The sequence below is a fragment of the Paenibacillus sp. FSL H3-0457 genome (assembly GCF_037981725.1).
Lineage (GTDB): Bacteria > Bacillota > Bacilli > Paenibacillales > Paenibacillaceae > Paenibacillus > Paenibacillus amylolyticus.
Genome location: NZ_CP150283.1, coordinates 2,730,293 through 2,751,679, shown reverse-complemented (window position 1 = coordinate 2,751,679; position 21,387 = coordinate 2,730,293). Strand labels below are relative to the sequence as shown.

Annotated in this window: 16 protein-coding genes; 1 reads left to right on the top strand and 15 read right to left on the bottom strand. The window is 47.7% G+C overall.

The annotated features are described in order from the left end of the window. Window positions 1-43 precede the first annotated feature (43 nt). From MHH25_RS12475 to MHH25_RS12430, 10 genes are all read right to left on the bottom strand, one after another. Window positions 44-907, bottom strand: coding sequence for an AraC family transcriptional regulator (locus MHH25_RS12475; RefSeq protein WP_036609035.1), 864 nt, complete (start codon window positions 905-907; stop codon window positions 44-46). Between the two features lie 65 nt (window positions 908-972). Beyond that, window positions 973-1,521, bottom strand: coding sequence for a glutathione peroxidase (locus MHH25_RS12470; RefSeq protein ID WP_062833964.1), 549 nt, complete (start codon window positions 1,519-1,521; stop codon window positions 973-975). A gap of 140 nt (window positions 1,522-1,661) precedes the next feature. Then, window positions 1,662-2,132, bottom strand: a complete 471-nt coding sequence (locus MHH25_RS12465; RefSeq protein ID WP_340020102.1) for a hypothetical protein — start codon at window positions 2,130-2,132, stop codon at window positions 1,662-1,664. A gap of 179 nt (window positions 2,133-2,311) precedes the next feature. Then, window positions 2,312-3,208, bottom strand: coding sequence for a carbohydrate ABC transporter permease (locus tag MHH25_RS12460; protein WP_235193792.1), 897 nt, complete (start codon window positions 3,206-3,208; stop codon window positions 2,312-2,314). A gap of 18 nt (window positions 3,209-3,226) precedes the next feature. Further along, a complete protein-coding gene (locus tag MHH25_RS12455; RefSeq protein WP_036670532.1) occupies window positions 3,227-4,108 on the bottom strand; it encodes a sugar ABC transporter permease in 882 nt (293 codons plus the stop codon). 208 nt (window positions 4,109-4,316) lie between these two features. Continuing rightward, window positions 4,317-5,633, bottom strand: a complete 1,317-nt coding sequence (locus MHH25_RS12450) for an ABC transporter substrate-binding protein (protein ID WP_340020101.1) — start codon at window positions 5,631-5,633, stop codon at window positions 4,317-4,319. A 168-nt stretch (window positions 5,634-5,801) separates the two neighbouring features. Beyond that, complete coding sequence (locus MHH25_RS12445) at window positions 5,802-6,653, bottom strand: helix-turn-helix domain-containing protein (RefSeq protein WP_340020100.1); 852 nt, start codon at window positions 6,651-6,653, stop codon at window positions 5,802-5,804. A 23-nt stretch (window positions 6,654-6,676) separates the two neighbouring features. Continuing rightward, entirely contained in the window at window positions 6,677-8,497 is a 1,821-nt protein-coding gene (locus tag MHH25_RS12440) for a histidine kinase (RefSeq protein WP_340020099.1), read from the bottom strand. A gap of 199 nt (window positions 8,498-8,696) precedes the next feature. Then, on the bottom strand, window positions 8,697-11,030 hold the full coding sequence (locus MHH25_RS12435) for an endo-1,4-beta-xylanase (protein ID WP_340020097.1): 2,334 nt from the start codon (window positions 11,028-11,030) through the stop codon (window positions 8,697-8,699). Window positions 11,031-11,391: 361 nt separating this feature from the next. Then, on the bottom strand, window positions 11,392-12,156 hold the full coding sequence (locus tag MHH25_RS12430; RefSeq protein WP_076318596.1) for an AraC family transcriptional regulator: 765 nt from the start codon (window positions 12,154-12,156) through the stop codon (window positions 11,392-11,394). Between the two features lie 146 nt (window positions 12,157-12,302). Here MHH25_RS12430 and MHH25_RS12425 point away from each other — a divergent pair, with 146 nt between their 5' ends. Beyond that, window positions 12,303-14,552, top strand: a complete 2,250-nt coding sequence (locus MHH25_RS12425) for an FAD-dependent oxidoreductase (protein WP_340020096.1) — start codon at window positions 12,303-12,305, stop codon at window positions 14,550-14,552. Between the two features lie 59 nt (window positions 14,553-14,611). Here the strand turns inward: MHH25_RS12425 and MHH25_RS12420 are convergent, their stop codons facing one another. From MHH25_RS12420 to MHH25_RS12400, 5 genes are all read right to left on the bottom strand, one after another. After that, a complete protein-coding gene (locus tag MHH25_RS12420; RefSeq protein WP_340020094.1) occupies window positions 14,612-15,682 on the bottom strand; it encodes a glycoside hydrolase family 88 protein in 1,071 nt (356 codons plus the stop codon). A 35-nt stretch (window positions 15,683-15,717) separates the two neighbouring features. Beyond that, window positions 15,718-18,273: a hypothetical protein gene (locus MHH25_RS12415; RefSeq protein ID WP_340020093.1), complete on the bottom strand. Its 2,556-nt coding sequence runs from the start codon at window positions 18,271-18,273 to the stop codon at window positions 15,718-15,720. Between the two features lie 5 nt (window positions 18,274-18,278). Next, window positions 18,279-19,103, bottom strand: a complete 825-nt coding sequence (locus tag MHH25_RS12410) for a carbohydrate ABC transporter permease (RefSeq protein ID WP_036609056.1) — start codon at window positions 19,101-19,103, stop codon at window positions 18,279-18,281. Beyond that, window positions 19,103-20,008, bottom strand: a complete 906-nt coding sequence (locus MHH25_RS12405) for a sugar ABC transporter permease (protein WP_340020092.1) — start codon at window positions 20,006-20,008, stop codon at window positions 19,103-19,105. Before MHH25_RS12405 ends, MHH25_RS12410 begins: the two co-directional genes overlap by 1 nt. A 91-nt stretch (window positions 20,009-20,099) precedes the next feature. After that, complete coding sequence (locus tag MHH25_RS12400) at window positions 20,100-21,371, bottom strand: sugar ABC transporter substrate-binding protein (RefSeq protein WP_340020091.1); 1,272 nt, start codon at window positions 21,369-21,371, stop codon at window positions 20,100-20,102. Between the last annotated feature and the right edge of the window lie 16 nt (window positions 21,372-21,387).

Sequence of the window (21,387 nt, the reverse complement as noted above, 5' to 3'; positions counted from 1 at the left end):
AAAAAAAGCCAACCAGACAAGCTGGTCAGCTCAAAGACGACTTCTATGATTGACGATGCAATTGGGTACGGTACAGATCAGGCGAACATCCCACACTTTGTTTGAACATGCGACTAAAATGCGAAAGGCGTTTGAAACCGGACAATCGACTTGCTTCTGTCACGGTGATCTCAGGCTGAAACTGAAACAAAAGCTTCGCCTGATTGATACGACGGTCATACAGGTATTTGAATATCGTCAAACCTGTCATTTCCTTAAACATGCCTGCCAGATATGGCTTGGACAGATGTAATTCCAGTGCCAAATCATCCAGACCAATGTCCTTCATATAATGGGTATCCACATAACGAATGATGTGTTGGACATGCCGCTCCCTCTCCGATGAGGGAAGTTGTTCCTGGACATCACCCTGGCAGATCTCTGCTACAAAATACAACAGATCACACAGTCTGACATTCATTCGCTCTTGCCTGAAATTGCTCTGACTTTGAGACAGACGATGAAGATCATGCAAGAGAGCTTCGAATTCAGAGCGGTTATCCCCCTTCAGATTGACCCGACAGTTTCTGAGTTCTTCAAATGGTCTCAGGACCTCAGCCATACGGTCCGGATGCAGGCTGCTGCGGATTGCAGACGGATCAAAATGCAGTGTGCTTCGCTCATAAGCACTGCCTGGCTTCGGATGTGGTCGATGAAGAGTCAGGCCATGCATTAACACCAGATCACCCGGCTCCAGGTTATATACCCGGTCTCCTATGATATAGGTACATTCTCCATCATGAAAATAATAAATCTCATAATGTGGATGTGAATGGAATCCATCTGACTTGCCTGGGTTAAACGTGCTGGTGGATCGGTAACTATACTCCAGTGAAGCACTAAATTGCATCATGCTCGGCACATTCATGCACCTCCTGTTCGGAAGAGGGAAACGATTTGTGTCATTCCCCTGTAGGATATATGAAAGTGAAATTATAGAAGCTGTTTAATACTTTCTTGAATCTCATCGATGGAGTCGATAGGTTCGAAGCGTCTGACCACACGACCCTCTGCATCAATCAGGAATTTCGTGAAATTCCATTTGATTGCATCGCCGTGTAACCATTCCGGTGCTTTATCGGCCACCATTAATTTCAATAATTTGGCCTGTATATCTGTTTCATCAAAGCCTGCAAAAGGCCCTGATCTTTTCAAAAAGTCGTAGAGCGGGTGCGCCGCTTCTCCATTCACATCCAGTTTGGAGAACATCGGAAATTTCACACCATAGTTAATCTGGCAAAAGGACTCCGCTTCCGAACTGCTTCCAGGCTCTTGCTCTGCAAACTGGTTACACGGGAAACCAATAATCTGAAGCCCTTGATCCTTGTACTGGTCATACAGCTTCTGCATGTCATCAAACTGGTGCGTATATTTACATTTACTTGCCGTGTTTACGATGAGCACAGGTTTTCCTTCATATTGATAGAGTGGGAAACGCTCTCCACTGGTTCTGGTTACGGTAAAGTCGTAGATGGTTGGCATAAGTCTAGTGCACCTCGCGATAGTTATGTAGTCATACAGCATCATATGTCAATGTTAATTATATACGAAGTTTGAACTATTGTATTGGAGAAGATATTGATCGTTCAGATTAGACTCAGAGATATTTGAAAATATATCGATTACTCAACTGCTCTAATACTCATAACATATTTCGTTCTGGGCAGATACTTTATTTCCAGTGTTTTATCTCGATTTTCCCAGGCGATATCCCGAGTGTTAATCAATTCCATTTGATTTATTTCGATGGTTTGTTCCCTCCATTTCTTGCCCATGTATCCTATGTAGTTCGGTTTACCTGTTACTGTTTCGTAATCTTGGGAGAGATAAGGACCTATATCCTGAATACCCGACACTATCTTAGGAGCAAAAAGTAATATCAAGCCGATACCAAAAATGATGCAACAGCACTTGAAAGATATTCGTTTTACGATGTTTTTTATCTGCTTCATGCCATGAAACAACCCCATACCAAGTGTAAATACTGCCATGGCTGCTCCAATCAAATTTAAAAAGATCCAACTAGGAAAAAAGGTTAGAAAGAACGAAGAAACACCAACCAATATAAAAACAATAAATATGATTATACTCATCTTCAACAACATCCTCTTCCTTCATTTAAATATGTCCCATGAATCCCGATAAAGAATCGCCTCCAATGGATAAACTCAGATCATGGATTAATTCTCCCTTTCAACAGAAAACCCTTCTGCCGCGAAAATCTCTTCGTTCAGCAAAAGGGTTATTATATGGGATCACAGTGACAGCAGCTTCAGCCCTTCACGGCACTTCCGGCCACGCCCTGAATGATATAATGCTGACCCACGAGGAAAACGATGATCATCGGAATAATGCCTGCCGTGGCAGCGGCCATCATGCCGTTGTAGTCTACATTGTTCTCCAGAATAAAGTTCTGCAGACCCAGCGGAACGGTGTACAGGTCTTTGTCGATCAGGAACACAAGCGCATTCTCATAGTCATTCCAATGCCATGAGAAATCTATAATCGCCAGGGTAGCCAGCGCTGGCTTCGCCAAGGGTAGAATCAGCCTGAAGAATATGCGCAGGTGACCGGCACCGTCGATGAACGCCGCTTCCGATATCTCTGATGGCACGGACAGAAAAAATTGTCGCAACATAAACACGCCAAAGATCGTGAACATTCCGGGCAGGATCAATGCCCAATGCGTATTATATATGCCGACCCATTCAAACATCAGGAACTTCGGTACAAAGAGCACCTGCGGAGGCACCATCATCATCGAGAGATAGATCAGGAACAATGTCTCCCGACCTTTGAATTGAATCCGTGCGAAGCCATAGGCTGCAAAAGCCGAGAGAAATACAGCTCCGATCGTGCTAATTAGCGATATTTTCAACGAGTTCAGATAATATGTGGCAAAGGTATCCGCTCCACTCCAAACCTTAATATGATGCTCCCAGTTCAGGCTGGAGGGTATCCACTGGATGGGATAGGTGAATACGTCCGCAGGAGATTTGAACGACGTGCTGATCATCCAGATAAACGGCATAATCATCAGCAGGGCAAACCCGGACATCAGAAGTGTCAGTATGATTTTTCGAATCTGGCTCAAGGACTCCATGCGGACTTTAACTTTAGGTGAATGTGGAGCTGTGGGCTTCGCATTCGTGACAATTGGTTTCTCCATAACGATTCCCTCCCCTCCTTAATAGTGAACCCAACGTTTCTGACCGAGCCACTGCAATACAGTGAAGATCATGATGATGGCAAAGAGTGCCCAGCTAATGGCAGCAGCGTATCCCATCTCGTAATATCGGAAGGCATTTTGATAAATAAAGAGCGACAGCACGGTTGTGCTGTTCCCCGGCCCACCCTGGGTAATCGCTTGAATGATACCAAAGTTTTTGATGGTCATAATCAGCCCAGTGATCAGCAGCAAAAAGGTCGTTGGACTCACAAGAGGCCAAATCACTTGGCGTATGGTCTGCCAAGGCCGGGCTCCATCAATCCGTGCTGCCTCAACCAATTCCTCCGGGATTTCCTGCAAAGCGGCCAGATAAATAATCATGTTGTAACCCAGCATGAACCAAATCCAGATGATATCAATCGCATACATGGACCATTCGGTTGTTGATAACCAGCCGGGAGGGTTCGTAATACCGATTCCCCGCAAGAAGCCATTAATGGGCCCCGATGTTGGCTGGAACAGCAGCATCCAGACAAAAGCGATGGCAACGCCGCTGGTGATATAGGGCATGAAATAGAGGGCACGCAGCGTTTTTTGCCAATACACCGACTTGTTCAGCGCCACCGCCACGATAAATGCCAACCCCATCGATACCGGAACCGCTAACAGAAATACAAATGTATTTCGCAGCGCCACGCCAAACAGATCATCATTCAACATCCGGCGGATATTGTCCAGCCCGACGAAATTTGTCTCCGGGCTCATGAATTTGTAATCAGTGAACATGAGATAGAACGAATAAACAGCCGGTATAATAAAAAACAACAGCACGCCAATCATATTGGGCCCAATAAACAGATACCCGAGCCTGCTCTGCCGTTTCATCCAGGATTTATGCATATGCTCCCCCACTCCTTAACATCTGTTCTGGAATTAAGCATAACAAGATGTCCTCTAACATTTAAGGAACATAACCCTGTACCTGATATCACAGATATATGTATTTCGGCAGTGCCTTTCTGGAGAGAAACAACATGGAATTGTTCTATTGCTTATATAGAAAAAACCGCCCCATTGGGACGGCCTTTGGACTCATTGCTTTTGCTTTCTATTGATTCTGCTTCAGCCAGTCATTATGGCGTTTGACCATGTTCTGTACCGTAACTTCGGCAGTCTGGTTACCGAGGAAGAACTTTTCATACTCCTGTGCACGCAGATCAACCACTTCCTGCGCAATGCTGCGGACAAACGTAGGTGTCTCGTCACCGTACAACACAAATTCCAGTGACTCTTTATCATAAGAATCGGCATAATCGCCAAGCAAATGATCAATGGCAGTCTGCTGATCGACCGCATTCGAGGAAGGTAAACGCCCACCCGCAGCCATCGGCATCATTCCCCCATCGGCGTACCATTTCAGGAACTCCCATGCGGCTTCTTGATTTTTTGACTTGGAATTGATCGCAATAAAGTCACCAAGTCCTCCACTTTTCACCATATCTGCTTCTTGTGCAGCCAGTCTCGGTACAGGGGCAAAGGCGATTTTCCAATCCCGAGGGAATTCGGTCATATTGTTTGATGTGCGGATCAGCCATTCGCCGATGTTGATCATGGCAGACTCACCGCCAAGGAACATGTTTTCCACCGGCATTTTGGAAGTCAGCTGCTCTCCGAGCGGAGGAGTGGTTGCATCCTCCTTCATCATTCCGTTCAAAGTCTCCAGCCATTTGGTAACGAGTGGATCATCAAGATTGGAAGAACCGTCTGCCTTAACATAGCCGTTCTTCACCAGAACAGAATCGAGCGGGTCTACATAGGAAGCAGTATGCTGCACCAATCCGTATTTGAAGCCAGCAGCTTTCAGTTTGAGTGCATATTCACGAGCTTCACCCCATGTCCAGGCTTTTGGTACACTCAGTCCGGCCTGATCAAGCGCTTTCATATTTAAAGCGAAGAAGGCAGCGTTTTTCTTGGTTGGCATCCCGTAATATTTGCCGTCCACTTTCCAGGAAGCCGCATCTTCACCCATTTTCTCATCAATGTTGTAGTCGGTGAACTCGCCCAGATCCAGTGCTGTACCACCCTTGATGCGTTTATCCAGATTCGTGAGGGTATAGTTGACATACAGGTCAACGTTTTGCCCGGTGGACAGCGCCGTATCCAGCTTCAGGTTGCCATCATCGTCATTCACAAACCGCACATATTCCACCTGAATATCAGGATGTTCCGCATTCCAGGTATCCACCACTTCCTGTGGGCCATTCTCGGGCGGCACCGCGCCCCACATGGTGAGCTTCACTTTTCCCCCTGCCGCTCCACCTCCGTTATCTCCACCGTTCGTCTCATTTTTACCTACACAGCCGGCAAGCAAGCCCAGCATCAGCGCACCTACGATTAATCCCGTTAATCCTTTTTTGATTCTCATCTGGTCACATGACCTCCCTGAATTGAAGTGTACCTTCCGTTACATCGTAGCAGGGACCTTGCTGGGTTCATAAGATACATATCCATGATTCGGATTGAACAAAAATACGGATTTACTTGTGCTTGCCTGAGCACTCGGTACACATATTCCTTCTACTCATCCTGTGAGTCACGAACGATGGCGATACTGGCTGGGCGTGCAACCGGTCCAACGCTTGAATATTTTAATGAAATAATTATCACTTCCGAACCCTACCCGGTAACCAATCTCCTGTACAGGGAGGTCCGTCTCGCGCAAGTATTCAGCCGCTTTCTCCATCCGTACCCCATGCAGGTAGTGAATCAGGGTATGGCCGGTTTTCTTTTTAAACAGAGCACTCACATAATTCTCGCCCATCATCACATATCGTGACATGGATTTGACGGTAATGTCCTGGTCGTAATGCTGCCCGATATACTGAATTATTTTGCTAATCTCCGGATGCTTCACAATCGGCTCACGAACAGGTGTAAATGGAAGATCAGTTTCAGACGGGGGCGCAGAAGAGACCGTAAGAGAATCAGGCGAAACAAGCGTTGATGTGAGAACCGGTGTGGAAGGTGGCACTTCATGATGATCTGTCTCTGTCCGGGTTTCAGTTGAAGCTCCCAGTTCTGCACTTACTTTACGGAGTGTATCACGAAGTGAATTCACACTCATGGACAGTTTCAGAATATAATTGGAAGCCCCGTATTCCATTGCACGGCGTACATATTCGAACTCCCCCATACAGGTGAGCATGACAAATTTGGTTTTTAACCCGGCCTGACGGGTCTGTTTGAGTAATTCCAGACCATCCATACCTGGCATGACAATATCGGTCAGTACCAGATCCGGTGTATCCTGTATAATCATCGCCAGCGCTTCGGTCCCGTTACCGGATTCTCCGATGACCGTGAAACCCAGCTCTTCCCAGGAAATAATCTCTCTCACCGACTCTCGTACGAATACCTCATCCTCTACAAGTAATACTTTCCACATGCCAGATTCCCCTCTCCAGTCGTCTAGTGAGATCGCTTCTGTACGTACGGCGTCGACAATAAAAAAGGAATGCTGAACCTCACTAATGTCCCCGGCTTGGTATCAATCACTTCAAGTTCACTTTGGCCTTTGAACAATAATCGCAATCGTTCCTTAAGGTTAGACAGGCCGATCCCCGGACGTGTGCGGGTCATCTGCAAACGCCGGGATTCCTCCATTCCAATTCCGTTGTCTGCCACCTCCAGCATCAGCTTTCCTGTGTCTTGCCTGTAAATGCCGATGCGGATCTGACCAAGCTGTTCCAATGGCCCGACACCGTGATGAATAGCATTCTCTACCAGTGGCTGCAAGCTCAGCTTGGGCACGAGCGCATACTCCAGTTTATCGTCAAATTCACAAGTCACCTCAAAGCTATCGCGGTAACGAATCCGCTGAATATGAAGGTAGGCTTGAACCAACTCTATCTCATCCTTCAAGTATACCAATTCAACCTGTGAATTCAGGCTGACCTCCAGTAATTTGCCCAAGGAAACACACATCTCGGAAATCTCTTCATTCCCGCTGCGGATCGCACTCCATTTCATTGTATTCAATGTATTCAGGAGAAAGTGCGGATTCATCTGGGCCAAAAGCATATGAAAATGTACCGCTTCCTTCTGGCGTTCCTCCGCCTTGAGTCTGGCGATCATCTGATTGGCATCATCCAGCATCGTATTGAACGTACGGGTCAGTTCCAGCACTTCTCCGCGGCTGCGGCCTTCAGGGATACGGACCTTGAGGTTTTTGCGTACAACCTCCTTCATCTGGTTCTGCAGATGTGATAAAGGCCGAGTGAACGTCGCCGAGATCATAAAGGCCATGAGCACAAATGCTGCTGTGAAGCCAAAAAACGTTAAAAAATAGCGCTGCTTAAGCCCCGATATCTCCGTAAACAACACAGCTAGTGGAATACGATTTACCATGTACCAGTCCAGTGACTCGATGTATACGTAGTTAATCAGCGTATCTGAATCATTATCCGTCAGATAGGCCTCTGCCGGATGAAGTGCAATTTCCCGGGTCACGTCTGGGGAAAGTACCGCTTTTTCGGACGAGCGGGCAATTGTTTCCCCATTGCCAGTAATCAGGAAATACTCCTGATTGCTCTGCGAATCCTTCAGCATAGACTGAAACCAGTACGAATAATCGATGCTGATCCGTGCCATTCCGTACCTTTTGCCGCCACTGTCCTTCATATACGCATAGAGGGACAACAGATACGGGCTGGAGGATAACTCCCGCAGGACATGGTTGGTATCCCGGGCATCCCAGCGGTAGAGTAACTCTTCTGATGGAAACGAGTTTGAATCAGTGTTGCCCTTGATAAAGGTCATTTCTCCAAGATGCTTGCGAAATTGTTCCCGATAAGGGCCATAGGCTAGAGCTTTTTTGGGCAAATACGAAGTGTAAACGTTATCATGAAAATCTAACAGTGTGAAGTACACGGAAGGATTATATAGAAAAAAGCTGTTGTTGATCATCTTGAACTTCTCTTCCACCAACGACTTATTCTCAAGAGGAGAACGATTGTCTGGTGAAGACAGGACGTTTCTTACGGCTGAATCCTGTTCCAGAAAAATCAGGGTTTTGAATGCAATACTCATCTGGTCCTCCAGAGAACCATACATCTGCACCAGTTGCTCGTGGCTCTGTTCGCTGATTTTTTGCTCAACCAGAGATTCGATCTGTCCATAGTTGTAGACATTAAGTACGCTGAATGGCAGCAGAATCAACACCACAAACGCACCAAACAGCCGATACCTGAGCTTATGCGGCAAAAAGGTCTTCCAGTCGGGCTTTGTCATCCCCTCAGCGCTCCCCCTGCAATTATTGAGATCATTATACCATCAGTTCCCCCGCTTCGGCCGGGGCCGGGCTCATTCGCATGGATATGTGATACCAGTCGCCAAGGACGGGATAGGGATACACAGATTTGTTCTATTGCATTAAAAAAAACCGGAGATCTGGGCTCTCCGGCTAGGCTGGGTATAACGACTTATCAAATTAGGATACAGGCTCCACTCCCCAGACAAGCTCGCCGTTCCGGTAAAGAGTTACCTTGGTCCAATCGGCAAAAGAGGTCTGCAGCGGGTTAAAGGAATAATCATCCCCTTCGCTGTAATTGGACCAGTCTGCTTTGTGCAACCGGGTATGTATCTCCCCAGAGGTTCCTCCGACCGGGATCACGCCTGCTCCGGTACCGAACTTCAGTTCCAGATAATGGTCCGCTCCAGGAACAGGTGCAGGCAGTTTCACTATGCTGCCGCTGATCTGACTGCCTCCAAGCTGTGCATAATCACAGAAAAAGGATTGTTGTTTCTCCCCATCCACTGTATACCAGTAACGAATTGTCAGTTCATTCAGGCTAACTGTGGAGGTACCGTTGTTGTGAATGACAAACTGCGGTTTCATTTGGTTATCGAGCAGATTTGTATCCCCTGCACGATAGGCTAGAGTCAGATTGCCAGCAGGCTCTGGCGGCCCTCCACCCTGGACCTTTGCGGAAGCTTGAACGGAGTTCACACTCTTCCCAACACTGTTAACCGCATTCACCACATAGTAGTAGGTGGTTCCAGCAGATACCGCCATATCTTTATAGCTTGTTCCCGATACAGCAGCCACAGATGTATACGGTCCGGCTGCTGTCAGCGACCTGTTTACCGTATAGGAGGTCGCACTTACAGATGCACTCCAGCTTAAATTGATGCTGTTATCACTAACCGCAGTGGCGGTCAGATTCTGCGGAGCGGCTGGTACTGCCTCGACCTGGACCGTCTCTAATACGGACCAATAGGCTGGCTTGGACTGGAGTCGCTCGTCGAAAAGCAGCGGCCAGTTGTTGCGGGCGACCGGGAAAGTTCGTAGCCAGGTATTGGCATCATCCTTGCCCCACAAGGTAACATTTTTGACTGTGTCCGTATGCCTCAGGAAGATCTGGAACAGGGACTTGTACAGCGCCGCCTGCTGTATCTTCAGTTCTTCCGGGAAGATATCATAAGATTGCGAATCATTGGAATACACACTTACATCAAGCTCAGTAATATGTGTTTCGAGGCCCAGCGCCTTAAATTTGACAATGGAACTCTCAATTTCCGAAAGGGTTGGATAAAAGAGGCTGATGTGTGTTTGATGGCCGACTCCGTCAACAGGTACACCCTTGGCTTGAAGGCGAGTGATCAGATTGTAGAGGGCCTGGCTTTTGGCCGGCTCATGGGTATTGTAGTCATTAATAAACAACTTGGCATCCGGGTCCGCTGCATGGGCGAATTCAAATGCCTTCTCAATATATTCTTCCCCGGCAATCTGGTACCACAGACTGCGCCGCAGGCCATCCGGCTCGGAGGCATCAATGACTTCATTCACAACGTCCCAAGCGTAGATCTGGCCTTGATAACGCTCCATTACCGTCTCAATATGCTGCTGCATCCGTTCATACAGCACCGTTTTGCTCACCAGATTGCCGTTGGCATCGTGGAATACCCAATCCGGAGTTTGTGTATGCCAAACGAGGGTATGCCCGCGTATCTCTTGTCCGTTCGCTGCTGCAAAAGCGACTGCGGCATCCGCCCCGCTGAAATTATACATACCCTCTTGCGGCTCGGTACTGTCCCATTTCAGAACATTGCCTGGTGTCAGACTATCAAAATGCTTCGTAAGCAGCTGCTTGTCCGGTTCGGTCAGCAGTTCATTGTTCGTGAAGGCCGTCCCAATTCGAAACTTGCCCGCAAAAACATCCTGTAGGGAAGGAATGTCTTCTTCGATCACAATGGGTCCGAGATCTGGCAGTTTCTCCAAACGGAAATCATCCACATAAAAAGAAGCTGTGGCACGGTCTGGCACTTCAAAATAAACCGATAACTGATTCGCTGGTTCCAGCATTTTAAACTGTGCAGTAAGCTTGGTCCATCCGCCTGCGGATGCGGTACCGAATGTTAAATTTTCATAATGTGTTGTATCTGGCAGGGTACGCTGTAAAGACATATTGAGGTTTGTGCTGGACGCTCCCGCCGGAAGCTTCACCCAGCCAGTGAACACATACGTCTGTCCCACCTCCAAAAGTTCTGTCACATCCAGCGCTGGCCCATGCCATGTCATAGCACGCCCGCTCACTTCCAGTCCATAATCTCCGGTACGCGCTGCAACGGCGCTTGCATGAAGCGTTTCTACTTCACCGCGTCCGCTCCAGCTCTGGACCGTGCCATCTTCAAAATCATGACTCAGAATCAAGGTATTTTCCCCTTCTGCCGCATGGACAGATGGAGCCGCCCAATACAAAGGAACTAACAAAGTTATCATCAAAACAAATTTAAGCGCTTTCAAAAATATCATTTTTCTCATCGCTTCCATTCTCCTTTATCGAATATTAGGATAAATTCCTTATTCCAAAGGCTAAGGCCATATCCACCTCCTTGGTTTTAGTTATAAAATCAGAGTCCTCATTCAAACGGATACGGGGGGCATACGTTCGTATAAGGACTCCATATGGTAAATTATAGTATAAATTATCTATGATCTACAACTGAAATGTACTTCCCCCTCTAATTTCGGTTAGAAATGCAGTATCCGTTGCTTCTGCACTCATTCACACCAGCTCCTCCATAATCTGACAACCCGTAACGAAGGTGTATACCTGGTGCTCCGCTGGCTTCAAAAGTTGTCTTTAAAGTTGTCTTCAAGCTTTCTGCTCACTTCTTTCAGCTTACACCCTGTGTCTCCTGCGATACTCAGATGGACTTATGCCCAACGTTTTGGAGAACACTCTACTCAGATAAAAACCGTTCTCATATCCGCATCGCTCGGCAATTTGGTTAAGGGTCAGGCTACTGTCAGCCAAGAGGTTCTGCGCTTTTTTCAGACGGACCCGTTTGAGATAGCCTGATGGCGTCTCCTGAAAAGCTTCCCGGAAACGCCTTGTCAACTGCACCGGACTCAAGGCCAGTCGCTGTGCCAATTCCTGAAGGCTGATCTCCTCTTCCGCCCGTTCCTCCAGCAGCGCTGCCGCTTCAGCCATTCGTGCGTCTTCGGTGAATCTCCGCTCCTTTAAGCGATTCTGTCTGCGTTCCACCTGATACAACTGCCACAAATCCATCATAAAATGTGCCTTCCAACGGGCAACTTCCCCCTTATTCTCCTCACTGTCCTGGCGTAAATAAGCGTACGTCGAGGCTAACCGCTTCGTGTCATTAATCAGCGATTTTCCGGCTGGTGGCAGAAACTCCTCCTCCTCCGGGCTACTGCTAAACTGTAAATAGTGAAATGTCAGCGGGGTAATGACTGTCCGCCGAAAAGGAACCGCCGGGGGGCACAGCACCAGATCGCCAAAACTCGCTTCTCCGATCTGACCCCCAATCTCATAATGGAATATTCCCTCTTCGACGGCAAAAGCCACCCAAGTCGTATAGATATCTTCCGTAAGAGCAAATTCCCCTTTTTGCTTCCAGTAGATGTGGTTAAGCAGCTCCATGACTTGACCACCCTTTCTGTGAAATAAAGTATATGTTTGATGATAGTATAGTGCATTTAAAAAGTGAATATATAAATCTAAGATGAAATTATAGATATGTAGTTGGAGTCAAGGTGGATCTAACTTCAGTTAAGGAGGTCACAGATATGAAACAAGAGCATGTACAATACGACATCACCGTCATCGGCGGAGGACTTGCTGGTGTATGCGCCGCGATAGCCGCTGCCCGCATGGGGCAGCAGGTGGCGCTGGTGCAGAACCGCCCCGTGCTTGGCGGCAATTCCAGCAGCGAGGTTCGGGTCTGGGTCTGCGGCGCTACCGCCCACGGAATTAACCGTTATGCCCGCGAGACAGGCATCATGGGAGAACTATTTGTAGAGAACCAGTACCGCAACCCGGAAGGCAACCCGTATCTCTGGGACTTGATCATTCTGGAAGCCGTTCGAGCTGAACCCAACATCAGCCTGTACCTGAACACGGATGTACATGAAGTCGAGGCCACTGGGGATGGAGATGAACGCATGATCACCTCTGTTACCGGGTGGATGATGGGTTCTGAGCGCAAAATCCGATTCGAAAGCCAGATCTATCTGGACTGTACGGGTGATGGATTGGTCGGCTTTCTGGCTGGAGCCAAGTTTGCACTCGGCCGGGAAGCCCGCAGCGAATATGGCGAAGAGTGGGCACCTGAGGTGGCTGATCAGATCACGCTGGGCAGTACACTTCTCTTTTATACCAAAGATGCTGGTGCGCCTGTCCGCTATATCCCGCCCTCTTTTGCCAAGGATATTACACAGACCAGCATTCCGATTCGCCGGGTCATTCGCAGCGGGGATTCCGGTTGTCATTATTGGTGGATTGAATGGGGCGGTGAACATGACACCGTTCATGACAATGAGCTGATCCGTGATGAACTGTGGTCCGTGATCTACGGGATCTGGGACTATATCAAGAACTCCGGCAAGTTTGATGCAGATCATATGACGCTGGAGTGGATTGGTTCTCTACCTGGCAAAAGGGAGTACCGCCGCTTCACGGGTGACTATGTGCTCACCCAGAACGATATTATCAGCCAGCGGGAGTTCCCGGATGCCGTTGCCTTTGGCGGCTGGTCCATTGACCTGCATCCTCCGCAGGGCATGTACGCCGAAGCGAGTGGCTCGAAGCATATGCATGCCGATGGCGTATATCACGTGCCGTTCCGCTCGCTGTATTCCGCGAATGTGCGGAATATGCTCATGGCCGGGCGCGACATCAGTGCATCACATGTCGCCTTCGGCACAACGCGCGTCATGGCAACATGCGCGGTCATCGGCGAAGCCGCGGGTACGGGCGCGGCGCTCTGCGCGGCCATGGGGGTGTCGCCGCGCGAGCTGCACGCGAGGCATCTGGCGGTCCTGCAGCAGACGTTGCTGCGGCAGGACGCTTCCATCATCGGGGTGCGCAGCCACGATGAGCTGGATCTGGCCCGGCGTGCCCAGGTTACAGCCTCCAGCACGCTGACGGGCATCGCCCTTGAGCAGCCTGGCGAGACGTACCCGCTGGGTACAGATGTCGCCCTGTTGCTGCCTGTGCATCCAGTGCTCAGCGGCCTGGAGCTACTGCTGGATGCATCCAGCGATACCGCACTGACGGTAGAGCTGTGGGATACGGGGCGTAAGGAGAACTACGTCCCGCATTCGTTACAAGTTACGGCGACTGTTAACGTTACAACAGGAAATGCGCAGTGGGTGAAGCTGCCGCTCGAATGGCGACCGGAAGAACCGCAGAATGCTTTTATAATCATCCGCTCCAATAAAGCCGTCTCACTCTACCATTCGACAGAAGCACACAGCGGAGTGCTGATCTTCTTCAAAACAGAAGAAAACCACGTGTCCAAAAATCTGGAGGATCATGCCACGAATCAGCCTGTCGTATTATGGTCCATGCAGGGGTTGGCGCGTCAGCCATTCTGCTGTCGTACCCTCTCTGAGACTTCGGCATATTCAGCGGACAACACGATTAACGGTTATCATCGCCCTTACGGTGGGCCGCAACAGTGGATGTCGCAGCCGATGCAGTCTGGCAATCCTGAATGGGTGCAACTGACATGGGAAGAGCCACAAACCTTGGCTGAGTTGCACTTGACGTTTAATGATGATGTGAACGAGGATCTGGTTAATTTACATCACCATCACACAACATTCCGTGTGATGCCTGAGCTGGTGCGTGATTATCACGTGGAGGTACTGACTCCTGCTGGCGAATGGACACAAGTCGCAAGTGTTCAAGAAAATCACAAAAGAAAAGTTATTCATTCCCTGGATGTCCCTGTGTCAGCTCAGGCTCTGAGAATCATAATTGATGCCACAAATGGCAGCAGATATGCCCAATTAATCGAGATTCGAGCTTACTAAAACAAAAAGGAGGATACAGGAAACTGTATCCCCTATCCTCCGTACAAGTCCGCCTGATTCTATTCGGCGGTTGGAGCCCGCAAGCCCTCAATCAGGATAAACAACGTAAGTGCTTGTCCATATCCCATCGGACTGATCGCTATATCTTTATAAAACTGAGCATCCTGCCCCACAGGTGTACCATAGGACACCTGCTGTACAACGCCGTTATCATCAATCTGTTTCAACACCGCTTCAAGCGCACTCAAGCCATTCTGGCGATAGGATTCATCCAGGTATCCATACCGAATTCCCTTAAGAATGCCGTATCCAATCGCTGCCGTTGCCGAGGTTTCTTTGTAAGAGGTTGGATCATCCAGCACAGTGTGCCACATGCCATCCTCACCTTGAAGCTTGCTCAGTGCTCTGACTTGAGCGGTTGCTGTATCCAACAGATAGGCCTTTAACCCGTCTTCGATCGGAATGATATTCAGGAAATCCATAACTCCCGCCGTATACCATGCATTGCCTCTTCCCCAATGAACAGCACCATAGTTATGATTTTCATTGAAATCCCAGCCATGATAGAACAATCTGGTTTTCTTGTTATATAGATATTTGATATGCACAAGGAACTGTCGTTTGGCTTCTTCCACCATGTCGGGTTTCTTGAAGTATACCCCTGCCTTGGCCAAAAATAGCACCGTCATAAACAGGGTATCAATCAGAATTTGACCATCATTGGCATCTCCCGTAATCATATGTTGAAACGCACCATCTCCGGTTCGCAACAGTCCATCCATGATCCAACTGCTCCACTCCTCACAGACCTGTTCGTACTCCCTGTTTTCGGTCAGCTCGCATAGTGAGATCAAAGTAAGGAGCGGAGCACAGGTGTTCACATTTTTTTCCGGTAACCCTTCCATCAGCCTTGCATTGTACCATGATTCCAGAAATTCCAGCACTTTAGGATCTTTCGTTGCCTCATGGAGCTGGAGCAAGCCATACAGACCAACACCTTGCGGCCATTCCCATAGATGTATGTCGATTAGTCCGATGGGAAACTGTTCATTGATGCTTGTGTTTTTCATAGACTCCATCGCTTGGGATACCTTGCTTATTCTCTCCTGCAGCACCATTTGATTCAGCATGTTGGTTATCACTCCCTTGGTTTCTTACACACGATTCAGCGCTCCATGTCCAGTAACTTCAGTTGTCCCTTTACTCCATAACCTTCGTGTATAATTTCCTCTTCTTTAATCAGAAAAGGCTTGTTCATTCCCCATTGAATTGGACCATATACCGGGTCTGTTAGAGTGAGAGTTAAAGCTTGATTATCGAATTGCGGGCTTGCAGAACAAACTTGGTTGATAAAAGCGTCAAATGACCCGAATTGCTGTTCGCTTCCTGCTCTTATAATCCAGGCGTTACGCAAGCCAGGGGAAATAAGCTCACGTTCTCTTGTCACCCCGTTGCTCTCCATACTCGTCCCATTGGCCGCATATATAGCTGCATAACCCTTATCCAAACGAGCAAAATGCCAGTTCTCATGCCTTACCCATTCCGTGAAGGAGTGAGTAGGAAAATAAGCATGTGTCCAGTCAGAGTTGTGATCCGCAGGAATATCAAACATCATCAAAGCGATCCCCTCATGCTGAACAACATCGGGCAATATCCCATTCCCAGCCCAGAAGCAAGGTCGACCATCCCCATGCTTGTATATTTCTGCCGGATGATTCACCCAAATCAGCGCCTCAGGTGACAGAGATAAATGCTGGACATGCTCCTGATAACCTGGCTTGCCTGGACGAAAGCGAATGATTGAGGATAAGGAGTATTCCTTGGTCCGACAGTGATAGAGCTTGGCGTAACCTCCCTTGCCCTGCTGATTGGCGAACACCAACTGCTGATTGTCCCCGAGCAACAGATGCTCCTGATATGCTGCTGGAGGACTGTAATCCGATAAACTCAAGGCAACATTGCTTATTGAATAATTGTTTACATTGCCAACGCCATAAGCGATCCAGCACATTGAAGTGGTTCCCGCTGCATAACCACCCAGCAGTTCCTTCTCATAGCTGCGCCCAAACGTTGTGGACAAGACTCCTTGATGCATCTGAACGGTAATATAATAGAATAACAGGTCCATTGCCTTTTTGGCTTGCTGTCTGAGCTGTTCATTATGGGCAAATTCATAGATATGCAATAGCCCAACCGCATCAATCGGAATGTATGCACTTGAATTCCATTCTGCCAATCCTTCATCCAAAAAGCGCTCAAACCATAATGCAAGCCTCTGCTCTGCTTTTTGACGGTGTACTTCACCGGATTCACCACTGTTGCTGAACATTTCATCCCCAAACAGCTGTCCGGCTAACAGTTCATTGGTATGGAACAACAAGGCATGGTTCTCACTGAAGAACCACATCACATCATCGCCAGGTTCATCAATCCAATATCGATAGCCAAGAATACTTGCTTTTACCCGATCCCAGAACGGTTCACTGAACAGACCGCTATTTCGCTCATCTCTCCATAGACGGAACAGTCCCACCAGATAGAAGTCACTGCAATCCTTCCGTTGCTCGATACCTTCGACACCCTCAAGCAATATGTTCTCCGCTTCTTGCAGATTGCCTCCTGTTTTGAGCATGGCGATGGCCTTATGAATATTGGGACTGCCCTTCTCAGCAATGCATTGCAGAGCCAGGGATTTGCGGGCTTCAATATCCGCAGCTTGCTGAGCAGCCTCATCATAGCTCGTATCATAGGATTGGCAGCCAAACTTCTTGGTTAGTACAATATTTGAAACTGAAATGGCCAGAGTGAAATATACGTAATGATGACCGAGTTGATTCGTATGTGCCAGGACCAGGTCCGTTTCCTGCTCAGCTATGTGTATCGTCTTATTTTCGGTGCCATCAAAAAAATTGCCATACTGAATATCAATCTCTCTAACGATGTCCGGCAAGGGAAGCGGCAGCTTGAGCTTAATCTGCTCACCTCTGAAGAGATCAGAAGGAAAATAAGCCTGTTCGAGAGCTTCCTCTGCGGATTTTACAGACTCCGCCAAATGAGAAGCAATAGGCAGGGAAATCACCAATTCCTCGTCTCCCAAATATTCCACCGCAAAAGCATACATGGTATCCCGCTCAGCCAGATCCTCCCAGCAGGCATAGATCTCATTGATTCCAGCTACAAGTTCAGCTTTAATAACGATTTCCTGCTCTTTGTTACGCATGAGTGGCGCAAAATCCGTTACCATTTCCCCATTCACCCACAACGTCAGACTGCCATAGGTCTTAATCCTCAAAGAAGCGGTATGAGCAGTCGGAGAAATGAGTCTTGTCGCCGCGTAACTGCGCAGATGTGTCGGTACAAACCAAAATCCTGATTGCTCCACCCGTGGATTATTCCAAGGAGAATACAGTGCCCAAGGCATTCCGTTCTCTTCTCCAACGAAATCGTCTCCCGGGCTAGGAAACTCGCTCCATTGATCAAAAAATCTGTTCACAGGCTGCGTTCTCCTATGTTCTACAAATTCCTTTCTGCATGGATTCTCATGAATGGCAAAACCATCGATAAGCCAATCATTAATATCTCCCTCCATCGTTGTTGGAACAAAGGCAACAGGCTTCGTATATATGCCGCTGATCATCCAATGATTAATGACCTGATTGTGACCTAATTTCATAGGTTTATAATTCAAGGTATCCATCCCACTCCGGGTGGTATCTGACATTCAACTCATCCTTTCATTCCTGAAGTAATCATACCGCTGACAAAATACCGCTGGAAAACCATAAAAACAATCAGTACCGGAAGCATCGTGATGACGGACATCGCAAGCAAACTTCCCCAATCCACGTTGTATTCACCAATAAAATTAGAGAGCGCAAGCTGAATCGTATATTTCGATGGATCACTAATCGCAATTAACGGCCATACAAAATCATCCCATCTCCACATGAAGGAGAAGATTGCGAGCACCGCAAGAATCGGCTTCGCTATCGGAAGAATAATACTCCAGTAAATTTTCCATTCGCCCGCTCCATCCATCCGGGCAGCTTCCAACAGCTCGTCCGGTACGGACAACAAATACTGCCGCATAAGGAACACACCTGTCGGGGTTGCTGCTGGCGGGATAATAATCGCGAGTAGGCTATTATACAGCCCCAGTGCGCTCAGCACCTTGAATATAGGGATCATAATTACCTCAATCGGAATCATGAGTGTTGAGACAAAAGCGATTAATATGATCGCGCTTCCGCGGAAGCGATATTTCGCCAATGCAAAACCTGCCATGGAGTTAATCAATAACAGTAGCAGCGTTGAGCTTACAGTTACGATCGTACTATTCATAAAATACAAGCCAAAATCGCCTTTACTGAATGCCTCCTTGAAATGCTCGAAGGTGATTGGCTGCGGCCATAACTTGGGAGGGAAGCTGTACAGATCGCTATTCGTTTTTAGAGAAGAAATCACGACCCACAGGACAGGCAGGAGCCACACCACTGCGGCAACACTTAACAGACTGTAGATGAAGATTTTGACCATAGGCTTCATGACCATTACGTAGCCCCTCCTTTCGATAGACGGAATTGCAGAGCCGAGAATCCACCAATAAGGATAAACAGTATCACCGACATGGCACTGGCCAGACCGAGCTCCTGTCTGTTAAAGCCAATCTCATAAATATATTGAACAATATAGGTAGTATCTTTGCCCGGCCCACCACCTGTAAGCGCAAACATAAGTGGAAATGCTTTGAACGCGTCAATCAGAGTCAGCATAACAACAAGCAAACTTGTGGGCTTCAAAAGCGGGAGCGTGATATAGCGAAACACCTTCATTCCCGTTGCCCCGTCCAAGCGGGCAGCCTCATAATAATCTGTAGGTATAGCCTGCAAACCCGCGATAAAAATGACCATGAAAAAGCCTGCACGTGACCATACTGTCGCGATGATTACAGCCGTATTTGCCCAAAAGGAAGAGGTTAAAAAGCCGACAGGTTCCACACCAACCACGGTTAACAGATGATTCAAAATGCCAAATGAATCTCCGAAAATCCACTTCCAGGTCAATCCAACGATAATGTAAGAAATCATGGTCGGCCAGTAAAATACGGCCCTGAAGAACCCGCGCATTCTAATCTCGCGCGCAAGCAGCAAAGCAATGCCTAACGCTGCTGCATATATTAGCGGGACAACAATTGCTGCATAAATCCCCGTTCGTCCGATGGTCGACCAAAATTCCCCATCCCCTATAATTTTGATATAATTATCCAGCCCGTTGAACTTCATTGGGTTCAATCCATCATAGACATGAAAGGAATAATAGAGGCCCAATAAAGAGGGAAATACGATAAAAGTTCCAAAGATCAGGAGGTTGGGTAGTATAAACAGATAAGGAGCAATAACGAGCTTCCTGTTCTGTTTTGCCAGCGTATTTTTGTTTAATCGTTGTCCTTCACTCATCTGCTTGCCCCTTCCTTATGCGTTATTCGAAAGGGAGGCTTTACAGGAATCGCTAAGCCCCCGTATACGAATTAATCACATGGCTTTACGTTTATTGACTGCCAATAGCCTCGTTAATCAGCTTGGCTGTTCGATCCAATGCCTCCTGTGGAGTTGCCTTATCGGATAAAACCTCAACAATATTATTTTTCAGGTCCGTTGAAATTTTGGATATAATCGTCTGTCTGGACCAGTCATTAGCTGCAAGAGGCGAACTGTTCTTCAGTTCATCCGCGAAAATTTCAAACATCTCCTTGCCGAATTCATAATTCAATACAGCGCTGTCCTTCCGCGGACTCATAAACAATGATTCTTGGTTATATTTTGAATTCACTTCTTTGGACGTTAAGTATTCAATAAATTCTGCTGCCTCCTGCTCATATCCGCTGCCTTTGAAAGCCATCAGAAACTTCCCGCCTGGCACTGAAGAACGTTGTGTTCCTTTTGGCATATAGGTGACTCCCCATTCAAAATCGGTGATATCCTTGTAATTGCTGATCATCCAGTTGCCAGCCCAGTGGGTAGCCACCGTCCCGGAACGGAACAGGTTGTTCGGATTTTCCCCTCCGAGCCATACGGATTCGGGCATGATCCCTTCTTGATGAAGCTGCTTGAACTGCTCCATGCTACGGATTCCGGCTTCACTGTTAATCGCTGCTGCAGTGCCATCCTCTGTTAAGATGCTTCCGCCATTCTGATACAAAAGAGTGGACCATCTATGCGGTGTGACATCCCATACCATGCCATAACGTGCTCCGCCTTTGTCCATAACCTCTTTTAACGCAGCTGTGTATTCATCCCACGTCCATACCTGGTCAGGAGAGGTCGGTACTTTGACGCCAGCTTTATCAAATAAGGTTTTGTTATAAATAAGCCCATTCGCTGTAACATCCATAGGCGCCGCTACCAGCTTGTCATTAATAACATAATAAGGTTTAAGTGAGTCAATAAATTGATCCTCGAATTGATCCGCATTGTCCACGTAAGGTGTCAGATCAACCGCCTGATTAGCAAATGATCCGGTATCCGTGACCCGGCTCAGGGCAGGCGGCTTTCCACCGGATAACATTGTTTTTAATTTGGTTTGGATATCCTTGAAGCCAACTTCAATCAGGTTGATTTTAACCTTGGTATTGGTCTGCTCATACTCTTTAATGATTTCCTTGATGACTTCTCCTTCTTTTCCGTCAGAGAACCACAGGAAATCCAGGGTTGTTTGTTTTGGATTAGCATTGGTACCTGAATTTCCGCAAGCAGTCAATACGATGAGTAACATGACCAATACCATGCTAGTGATGAGCTTAAACGTTGTTCTTCTTGTCATATCAACATCTCCTTGG

Coding starts and splice junctions, on each gene's coding strand:
- MHH25_RS12475 (WP_036609035.1), bottom strand. CDS start 907: ATGAATGTGCCGAGCATGATGCAATTTAGTGCTTCACTGGAGTATAGT.
- MHH25_RS12470 (WP_062833964.1), bottom strand. CDS start 1,521: ATGCCAACCATCTACGACTTTACCGTAACCAGAACCAGTGGAGAGCGT.
- MHH25_RS12465 (WP_340020102.1), bottom strand. CDS start 2,132: ATGAGTATAATCATATTTATTGTTTTTATATTGGTTGGTGTTTCTTCG.
- MHH25_RS12460 (WP_235193792.1), bottom strand. CDS start 3,208: ATGGAGAAACCAATTGTCACGAATGCGAAGCCCACAGCTCCACATTCA.
- MHH25_RS12455 (WP_036670532.1), bottom strand. CDS start 4,108: ATGCATAAATCCTGGATGAAACGGCAGAGCAGGCTCGGGTATCTGTTT.
- MHH25_RS12450 (WP_340020101.1), bottom strand. CDS start 5,633: ATGAGAATCAAAAAAGGATTAACGGGATTAATCGTAGGTGCGCTGATG.
- MHH25_RS12445 (WP_340020100.1), bottom strand. CDS start 6,653: ATGTGGAAAGTATTACTTGTAGAGGATGAGGTATTCGTACGAGAGTCG.
- MHH25_RS12440 (WP_340020099.1), bottom strand. CDS start 8,497: ATGACAAAGCCCGACTGGAAGACCTTTTTGCCGCATAAGCTCAGGTAT.
- MHH25_RS12435 (WP_340020097.1), bottom strand. CDS start 11,030: ATGAGAAAAATGATATTTTTGAAAGCGCTTAAATTTGTTTTGATGATA.
- MHH25_RS12430 (WP_076318596.1), bottom strand. CDS start 12,156: ATGGAGCTGCTTAACCACATCTACTGGAAGCAAAAAGGGGAATTTGCT.
- MHH25_RS12425 (WP_340020096.1), top strand. CDS start 12,303: ATGAAACAAGAGCATGTACAATACGACATCACCGTCATCGGCGGAGGA.
- MHH25_RS12420 (WP_340020094.1), bottom strand. CDS start 15,682: ATGCTGAATCAAATGGTGCTGCAGGAGAGAATAAGCAAGGTATCCCAA.
- MHH25_RS12415 (WP_340020093.1), bottom strand. CDS start 18,273: ATGTCAGATACCACCCGGAGTGGGATGGATACCTTGAATTATAAACCT.
- MHH25_RS12410 (WP_036609056.1), bottom strand. CDS start 19,103: ATGGTCATGAAGCCTATGGTCAAAATCTTCATCTACAGTCTGTTAAGT.
- MHH25_RS12405 (WP_340020092.1), bottom strand. CDS start 20,008: ATGAGTGAAGGACAACGATTAAACAAAAATACGCTGGCAAAACAGAAC.
- MHH25_RS12400 (WP_340020091.1), bottom strand. CDS start 21,371: ATGACAAGAAGAACAACGTTTAAGCTCATCACTAGCATGGTATTGGTC.